At 60.2% G+C, this 18,954-nt stretch carries 18 protein-coding genes and 2 pseudogenes; 3 read left to right on the forward strand and 17 right to left on the reverse strand.

Annotated features, from left to right (window positions below):
* Positions 1 to 42 precede the first annotated feature (42 nt).
* Entirely contained in the window at positions 43 to 2,025 is a 1,983-nt protein-coding gene (gene uvrC / locus PATSB16_RS14580; protein WP_047214825.1) for an excinuclease ABC subunit UvrC, read from the reverse strand.
* Between the two features lie 102 nt (positions 2,026 to 2,127).
* Between uvrC and earP the strand changes: the two genes are divergently transcribed.
* The 3 genes and pseudogenes from earP to PATSB16_RS21145 form a co-directional block, all read left to right on the forward strand.
* The gene (gene earP / locus PATSB16_RS14585; protein WP_047214826.1) at positions 2,128 to 3,300 is read left to right on the forward strand and encodes an elongation factor P maturation arginine rhamnosyltransferase EarP; all 1,173 of its coding nucleotides are present in this window, start codon (positions 2,128 to 2,130) and stop codon (positions 3,298 to 3,300) included.
* Between the two features lie 117 nt (positions 3,301 to 3,417).
* Entirely contained in the window at positions 3,418 to 3,975 is a 558-nt protein-coding gene (gene efp, locus PATSB16_RS14590) for an elongation factor P (RefSeq protein ID WP_047214827.1), read from the forward strand.
* 648 nt (positions 3,976 to 4,623) lie between these two features.
* Positions 4,624 to 4,770 (forward strand): annotated as a pseudogene (locus tag PATSB16_RS21145) (helix-turn-helix domain-containing protein); the annotation flags it as partial.
* A 55-nt stretch (positions 4,771 to 4,825) separates the two neighbouring features.
* Here PATSB16_RS21145 and nagZ read toward each other — a convergent pair.
* From nagZ to acpP, 16 genes and pseudogenes are all read right to left on the reverse strand, one after another.
* Entirely contained in the window at positions 4,826 to 5,854 is a 1,029-nt protein-coding gene (gene nagZ, locus PATSB16_RS14600) for a beta-N-acetylhexosaminidase (protein ID WP_047214829.1), read from the reverse strand.
* On the reverse strand, positions 5,847 to 6,260 hold the full coding sequence (acpS, locus tag PATSB16_RS14605; RefSeq protein WP_047214830.1) for a holo-ACP synthase: 414 nt from the start codon (positions 6,258 to 6,260) through the stop codon (positions 5,847 to 5,849). The genes nagZ and acpS overlap by 8 nt, the downstream gene beginning before the upstream one ends.
* A 28-nt stretch (positions 6,261 to 6,288) precedes the next feature.
* Positions 6,289 to 7,050: a pyridoxine 5'-phosphate synthase gene (gene pdxJ / locus PATSB16_RS14610; protein ID WP_047214831.1), complete on the reverse strand. Its 762-nt coding sequence runs from the start codon at positions 7,048 to 7,050 to the stop codon at positions 6,289 to 6,291.
* Positions 7,047 to 7,865 (reverse strand): DNA repair protein RecO, encoded by an 819-nt coding sequence (gene recO, locus PATSB16_RS14615; protein WP_083566793.1) that lies wholly within the window; start codon positions 7,863 to 7,865, stop codon positions 7,047 to 7,049. Before recO ends, pdxJ begins: the two co-directional genes overlap by 4 nt.
* Entirely contained in the window at positions 7,852 to 8,745 is an 894-nt protein-coding gene (gene era, locus PATSB16_RS14620) for a GTPase Era (RefSeq protein ID WP_047214833.1), read from the reverse strand. The genes recO and era overlap by 14 nt, the downstream gene beginning before the upstream one ends.
* Positions 8,746 to 8,768: 23 nt before the next feature.
* Positions 8,769 to 9,650 (reverse strand): annotated as a pseudogene (gene rnc, locus PATSB16_RS14625) (ribonuclease III); the annotation flags it as partial.
* A gap of 135 nt (positions 9,651 to 9,785) precedes the next feature.
* The gene (gene lepB, locus PATSB16_RS14630) at positions 9,786 to 10,679 is read right to left on the reverse strand and encodes a signal peptidase I (RefSeq protein WP_047214834.1); all 894 of its coding nucleotides are present in this window, start codon (positions 10,677 to 10,679) and stop codon (positions 9,786 to 9,788) included.
* 15 nt (positions 10,680 to 10,694) lie between these two features.
* Entirely contained in the window at positions 10,695 to 12,488 is a 1,794-nt protein-coding gene (gene lepA, locus PATSB16_RS14635) for a translation elongation factor 4 (protein WP_047214835.1), read from the reverse strand.
* Between the two features lie 115 nt (positions 12,489 to 12,603).
* Positions 12,604 to 12,882 carry a glutaredoxin family protein gene (locus PATSB16_RS14640; protein ID WP_047214836.1) on the reverse strand — a complete coding sequence of 93 codons (279 nt, stop codon included), beginning with the start codon at positions 12,880 to 12,882 and terminating at the stop codon, positions 12,604 to 12,606.
* Between the two features lie 8 nt (positions 12,883 to 12,890).
* The gene (locus PATSB16_RS14645) at positions 12,891 to 14,441 is read right to left on the reverse strand and encodes a DegQ family serine endoprotease (RefSeq protein WP_083566795.1); all 1,551 of its coding nucleotides are present in this window, start codon (positions 14,439 to 14,441) and stop codon (positions 12,891 to 12,893) included.
* Positions 14,442 to 14,475: 34 nt separating this feature from the next.
* Positions 14,476 to 15,519, reverse strand: coding sequence for a MucB/RseB C-terminal domain-containing protein (locus tag PATSB16_RS14650; RefSeq protein ID WP_047216618.1), 1,044 nt, complete (start codon positions 15,517 to 15,519; stop codon positions 14,476 to 14,478).
* A 9-nt stretch (positions 15,520 to 15,528) separates the two neighbouring features.
* Positions 15,529 to 16,155: a sigma-E factor negative regulatory protein gene (locus PATSB16_RS14655; protein WP_047214837.1), complete on the reverse strand. Its 627-nt coding sequence runs from the start codon at positions 16,153 to 16,155 to the stop codon at positions 15,529 to 15,531.
* Between the two features lie 37 nt (positions 16,156 to 16,192).
* The gene (gene rpoE, locus PATSB16_RS14660) at positions 16,193 to 16,792 is read right to left on the reverse strand and encodes an RNA polymerase sigma factor RpoE (protein WP_047214838.1); all 600 of its coding nucleotides are present in this window, start codon (positions 16,790 to 16,792) and stop codon (positions 16,193 to 16,195) included.
* A 31-nt stretch (positions 16,793 to 16,823) separates the two neighbouring features.
* Complete coding sequence (locus PATSB16_RS14665; RefSeq protein ID WP_047214839.1) at positions 16,824 to 17,285, reverse strand: hypothetical protein; 462 nt, start codon at positions 17,283 to 17,285, stop codon at positions 16,824 to 16,826.
* A gap of 49 nt (positions 17,286 to 17,334) precedes the next feature.
* Complete coding sequence (gene fabF, locus PATSB16_RS14670; RefSeq protein ID WP_047216619.1) at positions 17,335 to 18,567, reverse strand: beta-ketoacyl-ACP synthase II; 1,233 nt, start codon at positions 18,565 to 18,567, stop codon at positions 17,335 to 17,337.
* Positions 18,568 to 18,704: 137 nt separating this feature from the next.
* Positions 18,705 to 18,944: an acyl carrier protein gene (gene acpP / locus PATSB16_RS14675; RefSeq protein WP_047214840.1), complete on the reverse strand. Its 240-nt coding sequence runs from the start codon at positions 18,942 to 18,944 to the stop codon at positions 18,705 to 18,707.
* Between the last annotated feature and the right edge of the window lie 10 nt (positions 18,945 to 18,954).

Here is an 18,954-nt window from a genome sequence, read left to right on the forward strand (position 1 = left end):
AGGCGAGGCGATGCGCGGGGGCGGCGCGCCGCGCCCGACGCGTCAATGCAGTTGCCGGTAGATCTGCTCGGCCAGCGCATGCGAGATGCCTTCGACGCTGGCGAGCTCGTCGATGCTGGCCGCGCTCACGCCGTGCAGGCCACCGAAGCGCGCCAGCAGCCGCTGGCGCCGCTTGGCGCCGATTCCTTCGATTTCATCGAGGCGCGAGCCCTGGCGAGCCTTGGCGCGCTTGGCCCGCATGCCGGTGATGGCAAAGCGGTGGGCTTCGTCGCGAATTTGGGCGATCAGCATGAGCGCGGCGCTCTCGCGCCCGAGCTCCTGCGGCGCGCGATCGTCGGCGAAGACCAGGGTCTCCAGACCGACCTTGCGGCCCTCGCCTTTGGCCACCCCCACCAGCAGCCCGACATCGAGGCCGAGTTCCTCGAAGACCTGCCGCGCGACCTCGACCTGTCCCTTGCCGCCGTCGATCAGCACCAGATTGGGCATCACCGGGGCGGCAGGCGCGGTGGCGGCGGATGACGTTTCGGCCAGCGCGGCGTCTTGCGCTTGCGCCTCGTGCGAAGCTTCCTCGATGGCCTCGTCGGCTGCCTCGGCTTCGGCTTCGATCATTTTGCCGTAGCGGCGGGTGAGAACCTGGCGCATGGCAGCGTAGTCATCGCCGGGCGTAATGCCGGCGATGTTGTAGCGTCGATACTCGCCGTTCTGCATTTTGTGGTGATGAAACACCACGCAGGATGCCTGGGTGGCCTCGCCAGCCGTGTGGCTGATATCGAAGCACTCGATGCGCAAGTCGCCCAAATCCTCGAGATCGAGCCCGAGGGTGTCGGCCAGTTGACGAGTGCGCGCCTGCTGCGTGCCCTGCTCGGCCAGCAGACGGGACAACGCGAGCTGAGCGTTTTGCCGAGCCATGTCGAGCCAGGCACGGCGGCGCCCCTGCGGCTGGCGCACGACGCTGACCTTGCGCCCGGCCTGCTCGGCCAGCAGGTCGATCAGCTCCCGTTCGCGCAATGCATGACTGACGATCAGCAACGGCGGAATCGTCTGCCCCAGATAGTGCTGCGCCACGAAGGCTTCGAGGATACCGCTCTCGAGTTCGCCGGCGCGCGAAGATTCGGCGTCGGTGTCGGTGTCGAGCGCAGCCGTATCGAGGTGCGCGGGGAAATGGGCCTTGTCGCCCAGATGCCGGCCGCCGCGCACCATCGCCAGATTCACGCATGCCCGGCCGCCTTCGAAGGCTACGGCGAGCACGTCGGCGTCGACGTCGCCGCTGGTCTCCACGGACTGCTGCTGCAGCACGCCGGACAATGCGCTCATCTGGTTGCGCACCGCGGCGGCCTGCTCGAATTTGAGCTCGGCGGCGTATGCCAGCATCTTTGCCTCGAGCGCCTTGAGCACTTCGTTTTGTCGCCCGGACAGGAAACCGGCGGCATTGCGGACGTCGCGGGCATAGTCCTCGGCACTGATGGCCCCGACGCACGGCGCGGTGCAACGGTGAATCTGGTGCAGCAGGCAGGGGCGCGTGCGGTTGGCGAAAACCGAGTCTTCACAGGTGCGCAACTGAAAGACCTTCTGCAGGATCTGCATGCTCTCGCGCACCGCCCAGGCGCCCGGGAATGGCCCGAAATATTGATGCTTGCGATCGGTCGCGCCGCGGTAATACGCCATGCGCGGGAACGCATGCTGGGTGATTTTCAGATAGGGGTACGACTTATCGTCGCGGAACAGAATGTTGTAACGCGGGCGCAGTGCCTTGATCAGATTGTTTTCGAGCAGCAGCGCTTCGGCTTCGGAGCGGGTGACGGTCGTCTCAAGCCGCACGATGCGGCTTACCATGTGGGCGATGCGGGGCGACAGCTGGGTTTTGTTGAAATAACTCGATACGCGTTTTTTCAGGTCGCGCGCCTTGCCCACGTACAGCACCGTGCCGGCCACGTCGTAGTAGCGATATACCCCCGGCAGATGGGGCAATTGGGCCAGCGTGGATTTGGCGTCGAACGGCGTGTCGGCAGGAGCGGTGTCGGTCATGAGTCGGGATGCTGCGGTGCGGCTGGGTCAGCTGGCGCGCCAAGGCGCGTGCGGCTTCCGGCTAAAATTGCAAGTTTAGATCAAACCACGGGATAGCCGCTGATGCGCTTGCGCTGCGACATTTTTTGCACGGTCGTCGACAATTACGGCGATATCGGCGTGTGCTGGCGCCTGGCGCGGCAATTGGCCGCCGAGCACGGCTGGGCGGTACGGCTGTGGGTGGATGATCTCGCCAGTTTCGCCCGCCTGCGCCCGGAGATCGACGCGCAGGCGGCCCGCCAAAGCCTGGATGGTGTCGACGTGCGGCACTGGCCGACCCCATGGCCGGCGCCACCGGCGGCCGAGATGCCTGCCGAGGTAGTCATCGAGGCGTTCGCCTGCGACATTCCGCAGGCTTATCTGCAGGCGATGGCCGAGTACAGGCCGGCCCCGGTGTGGCTGAACATGGAGTATCTGAGCGCGGAAGACTGGGTCGACGGCTGTCACTTGCAGCGCTCCCCCCACCCTCGTCTGCCGCTGACCAAGATTTTCTTTTTCCCCGGCTTCAGCGCCGCCACCGGCGGCTTGCTGCGCGAGCACGATCTGCTCGGGCGACGCGATGCATTTCTGGCACAAGGACAAGCGCAACGGGACTTCTGGAAAAATCTGTGTCTGCCGCAACCAGAGCCGCAAACGCTTATCGTCTCGTTGTTCGCCTACGAAAACCCGGTGCTGCCGGCCCTGCTCGCGGCATGGCGCGACGGCCCACGCCCGGTCACCTGCCTGATCCCCCAAGGGCGCATCAGTCCCCAGGCCGCTGCCTTTGTCGGCAAACCATCGCTAGGGCCCGGCGAAAGCGCGCGGCAAGGCGCCCTGACCATGCATGGCGTGCCGTTTCTGCCCCAGGACCGCTACGACGAATTGCTATGGGCGTGCGACTTCAATTTCGTGCGCGGAGAAGACTCGTTCGTGCGTGCCCAATGGGCCGCCAAGCCAATGGCCTGGCACATTTATCCACAATCCGACGCCGCACATGCGCTCAAGCTGGACGCCTTTCTGAGGCGGTATTGTGCCGCGCTGCCGGCATCCGCCGGTGCGGCGCTGCAGCGATTCTGGCATAACTGGAATGGTTTCGACGCGTCGCCGCAGGCATCGGCGATAGCTGCGACGTGGGGAGAACTCGCACAGGCCATGCCGGCGCTCAGCGCCCACGCACGAGCCTGGGCACAACACCTGGCGCGGCACGAGGACTTTGCCTCGGCGCTGGTACAGGTTTGTAAAAATCAGTTAAAATAACCAGCTTTTTCAAGTATTTGCTGCTGAATCTGATGCCTATGCACCCGACGCGGGCCACGCTGGCAAAGCGGCAAGTGGGCACAATTCGACATAGGTATTGGTACAGGACTTAGCTTTATGAAAACCGCACAGGAACTCCGCGCTGGCAACGTCGTCATGATCGGCGGCGAGCCGTTGGTCGTGCAGAAGGCCGAATACAACAAATCTGGCCGCAACGCTGCCGTGGTCAAGATGAAATTCAAGAATTTGCTGACGGAAACGCCCAGCGAATCCGTCTACAAGGCAGACGACAAGTTCGATGTCGTGATGCTCGAGCGCAAGGAAGTGACCTATTCGTACTTCGCCGATCCGATGTACGTTTTCATGGACGCCGATTACAACCAGTACGAAGTCGAGAAGGACAACCTCGGCAACGCGCTGAATTACCTGGAAGACGGCATGCAATGCGAGGTGGTTTTCTACAACGAGAAAGCCATTTCCGTGGAACTGCCGACCACGGTCGTGCGCGAAATCATCTACACGGAACCGGCCGTCAAGGGCGATACGTCGTCGGGCAAGGTCATGAAGAACGCCAAGATCTCGACCGGCATGGAACTGCAAGTGCCGCTGTTTTGCGCCATCGGCGACAAGATCGAAATCGACACTCGCACCGACGAGTACCGCAGTCGCGCCTGAGCGATTCAGCCAGCGGAACAAAAAGCGCCTTGCGAGGCGCTTTTTTTATTGTCCGGAACTTTCTTCCGACTCCTTTTACAAACACGGGGATGAACAATAAGTTACGCCTGGCCTAAGTTGCCGCGCTGCAAAATCGGGGAATGTTCCAGGCCGATCTACCCAGTGGCCCATTACGCGAATTCCCCGGCACCCAACCTGTCTGTGCGAAATCGCGAGTGCCGGCTGCAGTGGTTTTAGCGGCTCTACTATTTGGTGATTTCCATGCCACATGTTTTGTTTCTCGAAGACGATCCGGATCGGATCGCTCCGCTCTCCGAAGTCGCCCGCGCGAGCGGATTCACGGTGGATGTCGCCGCCGATTTGCAGACCGCACGACTGATGTTCGAGCGCACATCGCCAGATATCGTCCTGGTCGACCCGGCCTCGCCAAACGTTCACGACGTGAATTTGCTGAAGAGCCTATCGTGGCAAGCCAGTCGCCCGATTCCGGTGATCGCCCTGCCCTCGATGGCCTCGCTGGACTGGCGTTTGCAGTTGATGCGCGCGCTGATGCTCGCCAAGACGCAATTCTCGCCTCCCGGCATGCCTCACGAGACGACGAGCGCCGCCCCGGTCCGGGATGGCGAAGGCGCGCTGACCTTTGCCCCGGGCACACCGCTTGCTCAGGTGGAGCGGCAGTTGATCCTGGCGACCCTGGCGGCCAATGGCGGCGTGCGCGGCAAAACCGCGTCGCTGTTGGGAATCAGCCCGAAAACGCTCTACAACAAGCTCAAACAGTTCGGCACGCCTGTTTGACGCTGCCGCCGGCTCCGTTTGACCGACCTTGCCGGCGTGGTGGCGTCGCCGGCTCCTAAAATACCTCGCGCAGCAATGCCAGGGCCGCTTGGTATTGCGCTTGCGCGTGTAGCTTTTCCCAGCGAAGCGCCTTGGTCTGCGGCAGTAATTGGCGAATACGCCTGGTCGCTACCGGGTCTTCCTGATAGCTCAGTTCGCGCAGTAGCTGATCCGCCTTGTCCGGACTGTTGCAGATCAGCACCATGTCACAGCCGGCGGCGAGTGCCGCCTGCGCGCTGGACACGACGTTGCCAGCCACGCTCGCGCCCTGCATGCTGAGGTCATCGCTGAAAATCACGCCGTTGAATCCCAGCCTGGCGCGCAGGATGTCCTGCAACCATATCCGCGAGAAACCCGCCGGTTGCGAATCGACTTTCGGATAGATCACGTGGGCGGGCATCACGGCAGCCAGACTGAGCCCCAGCCACGCATACGGTTGAGCGTCGTCGTTCAGGATGGCATCGAGCGGCCGCTCATCGATCGGGACCTCCAGATGCGAGTCGGCCGCAACGAAGCCATGTCCGGGGAAGTGCTTGCCGCAGTTGGCCATACCTGCGAGCAGCAAGCCATGATTGAGGCTCTTGGCCAACAGGGTGACGACCCGTGGATCGCGGTGAAAGGCGCGATTGCCGATCACCGTGGAGGCGCCGAAATCGAGATCGAGCACAGGCGTGAAGCTGAAGTCCACGCCGCACGCACGCAGCTCCGCAGCCAGCACATAACCCACGGCGGTAGCGGCGCGCGTGGCGAGCAGGACGTCTTTGTCCCATAGCGCGCCCAACTGGGCCATCGCGGGCAAATGGGTGAAACCGTCGGTCTTGAAACGCTGCACACGGCCACCTTCGTGGTCGACCGCGATGACGATGTCGTCACGCACTGCCCGGATCTGCTTCGTCAACCCGCAAAGCTGCGCACGATCGTCGAAATTGCGCGTGAACAGAATTACCCCGCCGGTCAGGGGATGGGCGATCCGTCGAACATCGGCTTCGCTAAGTGTCAGCCCAACCACATCCAGCATGACCGGGCCCGGTTTGCGTTTACTCATGCCTGCTCTCCACTGCATTGCTCTCGGCGATCACAAAGGCGATCGCATAATCCTTTTCGTCGCTTATCGATATCTGAATGCGCACGCCGCGGGCCGCCAGCCAATCGGCGAGTTCACCCGAGGCGATCGCCTGCGGCTGGCCCGACGGCGCGTTCAGGGTTTGCACTGCGCGCCACGTCATGGGCCATCGCATGCCCAACCCGATGGCTTTTGAAAAAGCCTCCTTGGCGGCGAAGCGTGTCGCCAGGAAGGCCAGGCCGCGCTGGGCAGAGCGCGCATTACGCGCGTGATATTTGACCAATTCGTCGGGGCCGAGAACACGTTCGGCAAAGCGTCCGCCGGTTCGTTCCATGACGCCGGCGACCCGGGATATCTGGATGATGTCCGTGCCGATGCCGTAGATCATTGAATCGTCCGTCTGTAGCGATCGCGAATCATGCGGCGCCGAGCCGGCTGGTGACCATGATCGCCTTCATTTCCCGCACTGCGTTTTGCCAGCCGGCGAACAGTGCGTGAGCGACGATCGCGTGCCCGATGTTCAGCTCGGCGATGCCGGCAATCGCGGCAATTCGCTGGACGTTCTGGTAATGCAGTCCATGACCGGCATTGACCTTGAGTCCGAGTGACCCGCCCAGGTCGACGCTGCGCACGATGCGCTCGAACTCCTGCTGCTGCAGCCCGGGATCGTGCGCCTCGGCATATCGACCGGTGTGCAGTTCGATGACCGGCGCGCCGGCTTGCGCAGCGGCGCGAATCTGGGCCTCGTCGGGATCGATGAAAAGGGACACGCGGATCCCGCTTTGCGCCAGTTGCCGGCACGCAGCCTGGATGCGCGACAGTTGCCCGGCCACGTCGAGCCCGCCTTCGGTGGTAAGTTCCTGGCGCTTTTCCGGCACCAGGCACACGTCATGCGGCGCAATCCGACAGGCGATCGCGAGCATTTCCTCCGTTACCGCACATTCGAGATTCATGCGGGTATGCAATTGAGGACGCAACGCTTCGACATCGGCATCGCGAATGTGGCGGCGGTCTTCGCGCAAATGCAGGGTGATGGCGTCGGCGCCGGCCTCTTCCGCTTGCAAGGCTGCTTGAATGGGGTCGGGATACTGGGTGCCCCGCACGTTGCGCAGGGTGGCGACGTGATCGATATTCACGCCGAGATCGATGCCTTGAGGGTCGGTGAGGAAATGGCTCATAGCTTTTGCAGATCGAGGAGGATTTGGCGCGTATTGAGCGGCACGCCTCCGAGATGGTAATTCAGCAGAAACCGCATCAATAACTTGCTTTGGGCGACGGTTTGCGGCCGCCCGTAATTGTCGGCTTCCATGTCGAGCAAGGTCTGCCCACTGACTACCGGCCACTCGGCCGGGTCATCCTGACGCGCCGGCCTCACGCCCACTTCCGGATGAAACACATATTGCGCGGCGGGTATCACCGACGCTCGCGTTTGCGTGCAGCGATCGAAGGCCGCCGCATAGCCGGTCTCGCGCAGCAGAACCCGCTCGAAGATGCGCAGTGTCTGGGCCGCCGGCTCGCCATGCGCGAGGTGATGCAGCGTCTCGACGTAGTGATTGAAAAGCAATTCGTGCGGATCTTCGCGCGCACAGAATTTGACCAACAATTCGTTCGCGTAGAAGCCGCTGAGCAGTGCGTCGCCCGATAGCGGCAGCAGCCCCCCGACCCACTCCGCACGGATGAGCGTGCGTAACTCCGACTTGCCGCTCCAGGACAGCGAGAGCGGCTGAAAGGTCTGCAAAACGCCACGCAGCGCCGAATGCGGCCGCTTGGCTCCCTTCGCGACGAGGGCGATACGACCGTGGTCACGCGTCAGGACATCGATGATCAGACTGGTTTCGCGGTAGGGGTAGCTGTGCAGCACGAAGCCGGGCTGAGCGGTGACGCGCACATTCCTGGTTTGCCGCGTCGCGTGGATGGCTGCGGACAATGCCTCGTCGTGACCAGCGGGTTCCGAGGTTGCCGCGGACTGCGCCAGCACGTCACTCGTAGCCATACGCCCGCAGACCTGCTTCGTTGTCTGCCCAGCCACTTTTGATCTTGACCCATACCTCGAGATAGACCGGGCCATCGAACAATTTTTCCATATCGACCCGGGCTTCGCTGCTGATCTGCTTGAGCTTTGCGCCCTTGGCGCCAATGATCATGGCCTTGTGGCTGTCGCGGTCCACCAGAATGGTGGCGAAGACCCGCCGCAACCGACCCTCCTGCTCGAATTTGTCGATAATGACGGTACTGGTGTACGGTAGTTCGTCGCCGGTCCAGCGGAATACTTTTTCACGCAATAGTTCGGCCGCAAGGAATCGTTCGCTGCGATCGGTCAGGTCATCTTCGCCGTAGATCGGCTCGCCTTCCGGCAGATAGGGGCGAATGACTTCGAATAAGCGTGTGATGTCTTCGTGGCGCTTGGCCGACATTGGGACGATGGCGGCGAACTCGCGCTGCTGCCCCATCATTTCGAGAAACGGCAGCAGTACCGTGCGGTCTTCGATGCGATCCAGCTTGTTGAGAATGAGCAACACCGGCACATTGCCAGGAATCAAATTGAGTACGCGCTCGTCATCGGCATTGAAATGGCCCGCTTCGATGACGAACAACACCAAATCGATGCTCGATAGCGTCGAAGTGACCGCCCGGTTGAGCGACCGATTCAATGCCGACGCATGGCGCGTTTGGAATCCCGGGGTATCCACAAAGATGAATTGCGCGGTTTCCGTGGTGCGAATACCGGTGATACGATGCCGCGTCGTTTGTGCCTTGCGGGAAGTAATACTGATCTTTTGACCGACCAGCGCGTTCATCAACGTCGATTTGCCCACGTTGGGTCGCCCAACGATGGCGACTGTGCCGCAGCGGAATTTGGCGTCTTCAGTCATCGCGATTACCCTTTCTGCGGTACTGCCGCCTCGCCGCCACGCGACTCCTTGGCGACGTGGCCAGCCGGTTTCGGCTCGCCTGCGGTCCCTTCGGGTGCCGCACTGCCCGCCGCGCTATCAGCCACCGCGGTGGTGCCCGTATTCGCCTCGGAGGGCTGCGCCGACTTGCTGGCCGCACGCTTGCGGCTGATCTTGGGCGCCTTATCGCTTTTGCCTTTCAGTAGGTGCGCGTGTCGCTGGACTTCCTCGAGCGCCTTCTTGGCGGCGGCCTGCTCCGCGGCGCGCCGGCTGGGCCCCGAACCGAATACCTTGATTTCGAGTTTTGGCACCAGGCACTCTACTTCGAATTGTTGATTGTGCGCCGCACCATGCGTGGCGATCACCGTATATTGAGGCAAGGCGATCTTGTGTCCCTGCAGGTATTCCTGCAGGAGCGTCTTGGCATCCTTGCCGAGCGTTTGCGGGTCGACGTGTTCCAATATTGGTGTGTACAAGCGCTTGATGACGGCGAACGCCGTATCGAACCCGCCGTCGAGGAAAATCGCGCCCAGAATCGCCTCCAGCGTGTCCGCCAGGATCGAGGGGCGGCGAAAACCGCCGCTTTTGAGTTCGCCCTCGCCCAGGCGCAGGAAGTCGCTGATACCGAGGGTTTGGGCAATTTCGTACAAGGACTGCTGTTTGACCAGATTGGCCCTCACGCGGGACAGGTCACCCTCGTCGAGCTTGGCATAGCGCTGGAAAAGCACGGTAGCCACCGTGCAATTCAGGACGGAATCCCCGAGAAACTCGAGCCGCTCGTTGTTGGCGGCGCTATGGCTGCGGTGTGTCAGCGCTCGACACAATAATTCCGCATCGTGAAAACGATACTGGAGGCGATCTTCCAGCTGATTAAGAGATACAGGCATGGCGGAAGTATAGCGCGGCCGCCCTTGACCAGCGCGAGTATTTGCTCGGAAGGCCGAGGAGCGATTTGGCGGAAAAACAACCGTCGCGACGGTGTTTCCGCCCCCTCACTCAACACCAGGCGAGTCGTCGAATCTTCAGTGAATCATGCCGATCCGCTTGAGATCGCTGAAATTCATCCAAATGAAGAAGGCCTTGCCGATGATGTTCTTTTCCGGCACGAAACCCCAATAGCGGCTGTCGGCACTGTCGTCGCGGTTGTCGCCCATCATGAAGTAGTGGCCGGGCGGCACTTTGCAAACCACACCTTCGCTGTTGTAGGTGCAGTTATTCCGGTATGGGTAGTCGCTGGCGCCAAGGATGAACGGCGGCACATTCGGGTCGTTGAGAATGCGATGCGTCACGCTGCCGATCGTCTCGTCGTACTGCTTGAAGTATGCGATGCGTTCCTGATCGAAGTAGTCGGGCAACTGCGTCATCGGCAGCGGCTTGCCGTTGATGATCAGACGCTTGTTTTCGTATGCGACGATATCGCCCGGCACCCCGATGACCCGCTTGATGTAATCCTCCGATTCATCTTTCGGGTAGCGGAACACCATGACGTCGCCCCGCTGCGGCTCGCCAATGTTGATGATCTTTTTGTTGAGCAACGGCAAACGAATGCCGTAATCGAATTTGTTGACCAAAATGAAATCACCGATGTGCAGCGTCGGGATCATCGAGCCGGAAGGAATCTTGAACGGCTCGACCACGAACGATCGCACCAGGAACACGGCCAGTATCACCGGAAAGAAGCTGGCCGAGTATTCCAGCCACCAGGGCTGACGCAACTTATCGTCGCGCAGCTTGGCCCGGGCGCTGGCCACGGCATCGGCGTTGGTTGCCGTGCCTGTCGCCAGTTGCTGCTCATCGAACGAGGCGACCGCGGCTTCGGCCGCACGCCGACGGCCCGGTTGAAAAACGAGTTTGTCGGCTATCCAGGCAAGTCCAGTAACAATGACCAGAACGAAAAGAATCAAGGCGAAATTCATGGATTATCCCGAGGTTTATTTGTCTTGGACTTGCAAGATGGCCAGGAAGGCTTCTTGAGGAATTTCGACGCTGCCCACCTGTTTCATGCGTTTCTTGCCAGCCTTTTGCTTTTCGAGCAGCTTCTTTTTGCGGGTAATGTCGCCGCCGTAACACTTTGCCAGCACGTTTTTGCGTAACGCCTTGATGTTTTCGCGCGCGATGATATGCGCCCCGATAGCAGCCTGGATCGCCACGTCGTACATCTGGCGGGGGATGATTTCGCGCATTTTCGCGGCGACTTCGCGACCACGATGCTGACTGGCCGAGCGATGCACGATGATCGACAGCGCATCGACTTTCTCCCCGTTGATCAGCATGTCGACCTTGACCACATCCGCGGCTCGGTACTCCTTGAATTCGTAATCCATCGAGGCATAGCCTCGCGACACCGATTTCAGGCGATCGAAGAAATCCAGCACGATTTCGGCCATCGGGATTTCGTAGGTCAACTGAACCTGCCGACCGTGGTACGACATGTTGATCTGCACACCGCGCTTTTGCGTGCACAGTGTGATCACAGACCCAACGTACTCCTGCGGCATATAGAGATTGACCGTGACGATCGGTTCCCGGATTTCCTCAATTTTTGACGGATCGGGCATCTTCGACGGATTCTCGACGATGGTCAGCGTGCCATCGTTCTGCTGAACTTCGTACACGACCGTCGGCGCGGTCGTGATCAGGTCCATGTCGAATTCGCGCTCGAGCCGCTCCTGCACGATCTCCATGTGCAGGAGCCCCAGAAAGCCGCAGCGGAAACCGAAACCAAGCGCCTGCGATACTTCGGGCTCGTACTGCAGCGACGCGTCGTTCAACTTGAGTTTCTCGAGCGACTCGCGCAGGGCATCATATTGATTGGCTTCGATCGGGTAAAGACCGGCGAAGACCTGCGGCTTGACTTCCTTGAAGCCAGGCAGCGGCGCGGCCGCGGGCTTGAGCGCGTGCGTGACGGTGTCGCCCACCTTGGCAGCCTTGAGCTCCTTGATGCCGGCAATGATGAAGCCGACCTGACCTGCCGAGAGCTGCTCGCGCGATTGCGACTTGGGCGTGAATACGCCGACCTGTTCGACCAGATAGCTCGCGCCGCTGGCCATCATCTGAATCTTTTCCTTTGGCTTGAGCACACCGTTGACGATGCGCACCAGCATGACGACGCCAACGTAGTTGTCGAACCAGGAATCGATGATCAATGCCTGCAGGCGCTCGGCAGGGTCTCCCTTGGGCGGCGGCACTTTGGCAATCAACGACTCGAGCACGTCCTCCACGCCCAGGCCGGTCTTGGCGCTGCATCGCACGGCATCCATCGCATCGATGCCGATCACGTCCTCGATCTCCTGAATGGCGTTGTCGGGGTCGGCCGACGGCAAATCAATTTTGTTCAGGACCGGTACGACCTCGACGCCCAGTTCGATGGCGGTGTAGCAATTGGCGACTGTCTGCGCCTCCACGCCCTGGCTGGCGTCGACGACCAGCAACGCGCCTTCGCAAGCCGAGAGCGAGCGGCTGACTTCATACGAGAAGTCGACGTGCCCCGGAGTATCGATGAGATTGAGGTTGTAGAGTTGGCCGTTGCGGGCCCGGTAGCTCAGCGCGGCGGTCTGCGCCTTGATGGTGATGCCTCGCTCCCGCTCGAGGTCCATCGAATCGAGGACCTGGGATTCCATTTCGCGATCGGACAGACCGCCGCACAGTTGGATGATGCGATCCGCCAAGGTCGATTTGCCGTGGTCGATGTGCGCGATGATGGAAAAATTGCGAATGTGGTCCATGCGATACAGGAAAGAGGAACGGGATCTGCCAATCCAAAGCAGCAAGATGCCCTGGCTATCGGCAAACGTCGTATTTTAGCTGAAACCGCTCACGCCCAACGCCGGTCGGGGCGATTTAAGTCTCGGGGGGAATTCCTGAGGCGGCTGCCAGCGCGGTGCGCACTCGCGGCTCGTCCAGATGATAGTGGCACAACTCGACGTCACCCATCATGAGTACCGGCACCCACTCGCCGAACCGGTTTTCAAGCTCGGGCGCGCTATCGACATCGACCAGAGTGACCTGGAAATCAAATACTTGCCGCAAAGGCTGCAGGGCATGCAGCATGTTCTCGCACAAATGGCACCACGACCGGCCATACAACGTCAGCGCAATGGGGCGGCCGGTCGAGGTCATTGAATAAGCTATTTCTTGGCAGCGCTCGGCCGCAGCGGAATGAATTGCGTCGCATCGCCGCGGCGCACTAGAACAGCAACGAGTTTCTTGCTGTCCAATCCCTGCACCAATGCCGCAAATTGCTTGGCATTGACAATGTCGGTGTCACCGATACGCAAAATGATGTCGCCCTGCTGTATGCCAGCGCCGGCAGCCGGCCCGGTGGCGAGTTCGACCATCACGCCGTTCCTGACCTTGAGATCCTTGCGCTGCGCGTCGGTCAGGTCGGAGACCACCAGGCCCAGTTTGTTCGGGGCGGCCTGGTCAGGCGGGGTAGCGCTATTGTCCGCCTTCGTGGTTTTGTCCGGGGCCATTTCGGCCACCACCACGTGTAATTCGCGTACCGCCCCCTTGCGCCATACTGAGAGCGTCGCTCGCGTGCCTGGCTTGGTCTCACCTACCAGACGCGGCAAATCGGTGGCGTGATCGACTGATTGTCCGTTGAATTTGAGAATGATGTCGCCACCCAGCAAGCCGGCCTTATCCGCCGGGCCGCCCGGCTCAACTGTACGCACCAACGCGCCCTGGGGTTTGGGCAATCCAAGCGACTCGGCAACGTCTTGCGTCACTTCGCTGATCGCCACACCGATGCGCCCTCGGATCACCCGGCCGGTTTTTTTCAGTTGATCGGCAACCCGCATGACCTCGTCGATCGGGATGGCGAACGAAATCCCCATGAAACCGCCCGTTTGGCTGTAAATCATCGAGTTGATGCCGATGACTTCGCCTCGCATATTCAGCAGCGGCCCGCCCGAGTTGCCAGGATTGACAGCGACGTCGGTCTGGATGAACGGCAAGTAATCGCCGGTATCGCGCCCCTTGGCGCTCACGATGCCCGCAGTCACCGTATTATCGAGACCGAATGGCGAACCGATGGCGACGACCCACTCGCCGACCTTGAGCTTGTTCGAGTCTCCCAGTGCGACGACCGGCAAATTGCTTGCGTTGATCTTCACCAGGGCGACGTCAGTCCGCTTGTCCAGTCCGATCAATCGCGCCTTGAATTCCCGCTTGTCGGTCAATGTGACGTAAATGCTATCGGCGCCATCGACCACGTGGGCATTGGTCATGATGTAACCGTCCGGCGTGATGATGAAGCCTGACCCGACTCCACTGTTTTGCTCTTCGTCCTGAGGCGCGGGTTGCTTGTTATTGGGCGTTTTGCCGCTACGCGGCCCTTGCGGCAAAGGGATGCCGAAGAAACGTCGGAACAGCTCCGCCATTGCGTCGTCGTTCATCCCCGGAATGCTGCCGCGCTGTATGCGTACTTTTTCCGTCGTTCTGATATTGACGACCGCGGGTCCGACCTTAGCCACCAACTGCGTGAAGTCAGGCAGCGATGAAAATCGTTGCGCTCCGACCGGTGCGCATGCAGCCGCAGGCGCCGAGGCCGCTGCCGCAGACGATGGGGCAACAGCGGACGAAGCCGCAGCAGTGGAGGCGGGGGACGACGCAGCCGACGACAACGTCGCGACGGCGAGCAGAACGCTCCCTAGCACATAAAGCGGGAATCTTTTCATAAACATCAAGTACCGGAATATAAAGGGACGATCTTTATTTGACGGGTTTATATTCTATGCTAGCGGCAAATCGCTGCAAGGTGGCCTGAGGAACTTCCCCTAGGAGCGTCAACCAGAAATTATCATACTTTTTGATCAGAATATTGGTCGCGCCCGTGCTACCGTGTCCTTCCTTGCGCTCCCGCGTCGCCGGCTCGATAAAGACCGACAGGCCCGACATGCCGTCGGAGTAGACGGCCTGCAATACCTCTATCGGACCGCTGCCAGGGTTGGTATTCATGACTCGTCGCACCTCCCGGATCTCTTTGAACCCAGGCACATTCGCTTTGATCGACCACCCTGTGTCCGCCAGATGTACGGTTTGAATATGCGGCTTGACGATCCGCCACCCACGGACGTCGTGGATTTCAGCCATGATCCGATTTTTTTGGCTGGGTACACCGATACTCACCTGCGAGAAGGAGGCCTGCTCCAGCACATGCCCCTTCGCATCGACCGTCTGAGCCCGCAACAGCAGCCCAGAGCGCTCATCCGCCCAGAGTCGATAACCGAATCGGTACGCGTCCCTGGGCACGAGATCGATCACGACACAATTGAACCCCGCAACCCGCTCAGGCGCCAGAAGCTTCGGTTCGTAGAAATTCAGAACGTCGTGCTCGCCCGCGGCGAGCAAGGCGGGAAACGAGTCCTTGTTCTCCCGCTTCTCGATAAAGATGATCTTGTGCTCGGGAATGAAGCTGTAAACGTCTTCGTCGTGCCTCAGAATCTTGCGCGGTTGACCATCCAGCGTCTCGAGTTGCTCGTATTCATGCCCGCGATCGGCAAAATGGCTAATCCGCGACGAGCGGATGAAGCTGCCTCGCTGATACACGAATGTACCGACGTAGTTCTGGGTCTGTGCGGCCCGGTGGATTTTGGTCAACCATGCGTTGACTTCGCGGCGCGCGATCAACGGGTCGGTACTTGATGGAGTGACGGGTGTACTGGCCCAGGTTCGAGCCTGAACTAACATCACCAGAAGGAAGAGGCCTACGAAAACGCGCCCCAGGGCGGCGCGAGAGGAACGCTCAGTATTCAAGTACCGCATTTATTGGTCCGCTTGGGCCGAAGCTCGGACATAAGGCGACACCCCCTGTCCGACTAAATATGGCGCGTATTGCTGATGCGCAGCGAGATATTGGTCCAGTCGGGCATCGCGAATCACGATGAGGTCGCTGGTTTTGTCGTTCACTGCAGGTCCGCCGGCAGAGACTTGCCGTATCGGCGAGGAGGTGGGCGCCGAATTCTGCGCCACGATGGCAACTGCCCCGCCACCATTGGCAGGCGCCTGAATACGAGGAATAATTACCCAACTCAGCATTGCCACTGCGGCCATCGCCGCAGCGGTCGGCAGTACACGGCGCACTCGCAAAAACCCGTTGTGGCGTGCGGAGCCGCCCCGCGCTTCAAGGGCCGCCGGCGCCAACAGATGCGGCTCGGTTGCCAATCGCGCAGAGAAATTCGCGAGAAAAGCCGATTCCGAGTGAGTTTCAACCAATTCGTCGGAGCGCAGCGCATCCCCAATCAAGTGATACGCTGACCAGATTTGCCGCTCGGACTCGGCTCCGAGGCTGTTGAGCCACATCGCCTCGGTCGCATCGAATTCGCTGTCGATCAACACCGAAATCTGCTCGGCCGACAGCCCCCGCTGCGTTTTTACCGTAGCTGATTCCATGATATCCCCCAACAAAAGCTTACGATCGCACGCGCCATTACCAGCGCTTGCCATCTGGTGTATCCAGCAACGGCTTGAGCCGGCTGGCGATTGCCTCACGCGCCCTGAAAATTCTTGACCGGACCGTCCCGATCGGGCACCCCATTGCTTCCGCTATTTCCTCATAACTCAACCCTTCGATCTCACGAAGGGTAATCGCAGTTCGCAACTCATTGGGCAAGGCTTCCATCGCCGAATTCACCGTTTGGGCAATCTGCTTGCTGATCAACATGGATTCCGGCGTATTGATATCCCTTAGTTGTTCGGCCTCTGCAAAAGTTTCAGCCTCTTCTGCATCCGCCTCGGTGGATGTCGGGGCACGCCGGCCCTGGGTCGCCAAGTGGTTTTTGGCTGTGTTGATCGCGATCCGATACAACCAGGTGTAGAAGGCCGAATCGCCGCGGAATTGAGGCAAAGCTCTGTATGCCTTGATAAAGGCCTCTTGCGCCACGTCCTCGACCTCGGCGGAGTCTCGCACGAGGCGCGATACCAGCCGGATGATCTTGCGGTGATATTTGACGACCAGCAGCTCAAAAGCGCTTTTGTCGCCTTTTTGCACGCGCTCCACAAGGGCTTGGTCGATATCTCTTTCACTCACCTGGAATCCGTCGTTCTTAAATCTATTTGGTCTATTTCAGCCGTGGATCGACTTGAGTTCCGGCCTTCGCACACACCTGCGTGCGCCGCTGGGCATGACGTTTGACTAGCACCTGCAAGACGCGATGCCGATCGCTCGGTAACGCGCCGGCCGCCACCGGCAAAATTTCTGTGCGTCCGTTTTGATGCCGCAGCGTCAGCATGACAAGCCACCGGCCAATGCAGCGGCCGTCAACCAGGGAAACGGGTACCACAGGCCCATCTCCCCTGCCAAGAAGTACTGCCCCTCGGCCGCAAACCTCACCGTTCGGACCATGCGGCGCAACCCATCGCCACACCGCGGCCAGCGCCAGTGCGGCCCAGGCGAAGCCAGTCAGTTTTACGACCAAGCCATCATGCGAACACAACGTCAGCGCGACCGCGCATAGATTGCCCAGCACCATCAACAATGTCAGCTGCAGCAATCTGCGCGAAGGTCGAAGCAGGAAAAGCATCGCGCTCAGAAGACATCCGCATCAAACCGCGAGCGCGACGCAGACACGACTAGACGCGCTGGAACACCAGCGTGCCATTAGTGCCGCCAAAGCCGAAAGAGTTCTTCATCGCGACGTCAATTTTCATGTCTCGCGCCTGATTTGCGCAGTAATCCAGGTCACACTCAGGATCCTGGTTGAAAATATTGATGGTCGGCGGGGATACTTGATGATGCAACGCCAGGACAGTAAACACCGACTCCAGACCGCCCGCGCCGCCCAGTAAATGGCCGGTCATCGACTTGGTCGAGTTGACGACAATTTTATAAGCGTGCTCACCGAAAGCCGCCTTGATTGCGTCAGTCTCATTCTTGTCGCCCAACGGGGTCGAGGTACCGTGTGCATTAAGGTAATTCACGGTGTCGGCGTTGAGCTTGGCATCCCGCAGCGCATTGAGCATGCAGCGCCGAGGGCCATCGATGTTGGGCGCGGTGATGTGATAGGCGTCCCCGCTCATGCCGAACCCGGTGATCTCGGCATAAATCTTGGCGCCACGCGCCTTCGCGTGCTCGTACTCTTCAACCACCATCACGCCGGCCCCTTCGCCAAGCACAAAGCCATCGCGATCCTTATCCCACGGACGGCTGGCTGTCGCCGGATCGTCATTACGCGTCGACAAGGCCCGGGCTGCGGCAAAACCGCCGACGCCCAGCGGCGACACCGTCGACTCGGCACCGCCGGCGACCATAACATCGGCGTCACCGCACTGAATCATGCGGGTCGCCTGACCAATACAATGCAGGCCGGTCGTGCAAGCGGTGACAATCGCCAGATTGGGGCCCTTGAAACCGTATTTGATGGAAAGGTGCCCGGAGATCATGTTGATGATCGATGCAGGCACGAAAAATGGGGAGATGCGACGCGGTCCGCGATTGAGCAGTTCGATTTGCGTTTCTTCGATAAGCGGCAAACCACCGATTCCCGCCCCAACCAGCACGCCGACCCGGTCTGCAGTCTCTTCAGTAACGGTCAAGCCGCTGTCCTGGACTGCCTGCATGCCGGCTGCAACGCCATAATGGATGAATGTATCCATATGACGCGCCTCTTTCTCGGGCAAATAGGCCGTGACGTCAAAACCTTTGACCTCGCCCGCAAAACGCGCCGTCATGGCGGATGCGTCGAACTTGGTGATGTGGGCGATGCCCGACTTCCCGGCCATCAGATTGGCCCACCCTTCGGCGACGTTATTGCCGACGGGCGAAATCAACCCCAGGCCAGTAACAACTACTCGGCGACGGCTCACGATACTCCCCTTCTTTTGCAGCAATACATAAAAAACAACAGCCACAGAGGGCACAGAGTTTGTCGCTCCGTGTTCTCTGCGGCTGACAGGAATCCCTGGTTTCCGGGAACCCGGTCAGGCCGCCCGGACAGGACTGTTTACGCTTTGACGTGCTTGGTGGCGTAATCGATCGCCTGTTGCACCGTGGTGATCTTCTCGGCTTCCTCGTCGGGAATTTCCATGCCGAACTCGTCTTCGAGGGCCATCACCAACTCAACGGTATCGAGCGAGTCTGCGCCGAGATCGTTGACGAACGAAGATTCGTTCTTGATTTCTGCTTCGGCAACGCCAAGTTGCTCCGCCACGATCTTTTTGACGCGTTGCTCAATGTTATCCATTCAACCCTCC

It is taken from the genome of Pandoraea thiooxydans (assembly GCF_001931675.1).
Classification (GTDB): Bacteria; Pseudomonadota; Gammaproteobacteria; order Burkholderiales; family Burkholderiaceae; genus Pandoraea; species Pandoraea thiooxydans.

Coding starts and splice junctions, on each gene's coding strand:
- efp (WP_047214827.1), top strand. CDS start 3,418: ATGAAAACCGCACAGGAACTCCGCGCTGGCAACGTCGTCATGATCGGC.
- PATSB16_RS14655 (WP_047214837.1), bottom strand. CDS start 16,155: ATGGAATCAGCTACGGTAAAAACGCAGCGGGGGCTGTCGGCCGAGCAG.
- era (WP_047214833.1), bottom strand. CDS start 8,745: ATGACTGAAGACGCCAAATTCCGCTGCGGCACAGTCGCCATCGTTGGG.
- PATSB16_RS14665 (WP_047214839.1), bottom strand. CDS start 17,285: ATGCTTTTCCTGCTTCGACCTTCGCGCAGATTGCTGCAGCTGACATTG.
- earP (WP_047214826.1), top strand. CDS start 2,128: ATGCGCTTGCGCTGCGACATTTTTTGCACGGTCGTCGACAATTACGGC.
- pdxJ (WP_047214831.1), bottom strand. CDS start 7,050: ATGAGCCATTTCCTCACCGACCCTCAAGGCATCGATCTCGGCGTGAAT.
- lepA (WP_047214835.1), bottom strand. CDS start 12,488: ATGGACCACATTCGCAATTTTTCCATCATCGCGCACATCGACCACGGC.
- recO (WP_083566793.1), bottom strand. CDS start 7,865: ATGGCTACGAGTGACGTGCTGGCGCAGTCCGCGGCAACCTCGGAACCC.
- acpS (WP_047214830.1), bottom strand. CDS start 6,260: ATGATCTACGGCATCGGCACGGACATCATCCAGATATCCCGGGTCGCC.
- acpP (WP_047214840.1), bottom strand. CDS start 18,944: ATGGATAACATTGAGCAACGCGTCAAAAAGATCGTGGCGGAGCAACTT.
- lepB (WP_047214834.1), bottom strand. CDS start 10,679: ATGAATTTCGCCTTGATTCTTTTCGTTCTGGTCATTGTTACTGGACTT.
- uvrC (WP_047214825.1), bottom strand. CDS start 2,025: ATGACCGACACCGCTCCTGCCGACACGCCGTTCGACGCCAAATCCACG.
- PATSB16_RS14645 (WP_083566795.1), bottom strand. CDS start 14,441: ATGAAAAGATTCCCGCTTTATGTGCTAGGGAGCGTTCTGCTCGCCGTC.
- nagZ (WP_047214829.1), bottom strand. CDS start 5,854: ATGAGTAAACGCAAACCGGGCCCGGTCATGCTGGATGTGGTTGGGCTG.
- PATSB16_RS14640 (WP_047214836.1), bottom strand. CDS start 12,882: ATGACCTCGACCGGCCGCCCCATTGCGCTGACGTTGTATGGCCGGTCG.